Annotated in this window: 1 rRNA gene; it reads left to right on the top strand. The window is 57.7% G+C overall.

The window, feature by feature from the left end:
- A 16S ribosomal RNA gene (locus ACW9JV_RS19310) occupies positions 1-381 on the top strand; the annotation flags it as partial.

Below are 381 nucleotides of genomic sequence, written 5' to 3'. Positions count from 1 at the left end.
TACCAAGGCGACGATGCGTAGCCGACCTGAGAGGGTGATCGGCCACACTGGGACTGAGACACGGCCCAGACTCCTACGGGAGGCAGCAGTAGGGAATCATCCGCAATGGGCGAAAGCCTGACGGTGCAACGCCGCGTGAGTGAAGAAGGTTTTCGGATCGTAAAGCTCTGTTATCCGAGAAGAACAAGGATCGGTCAAACAGGCCGGTTCCATGACGGTACCGGATCAGAAAGCCCCGGCTAACTACGTGCCAGCAGCCGCGGTAATACGTAGGGGGCAAGCGTTGTCCGGAATTATTGGGCGTAAAGGGCGCGCAGGCGGTTTCCTAAGTCTGATGTGAAAGGCCACGGCTCAACCGTGGAATGGCATTGGAAACTGGGG

The organism is Salibacterium sp. K-3 (assembly GCF_054052005.1).
The sequence above is the reverse complement of the archived record's forward strand: the minus strand, read 5'-3'. Positions and strand labels throughout refer to the sequence as shown.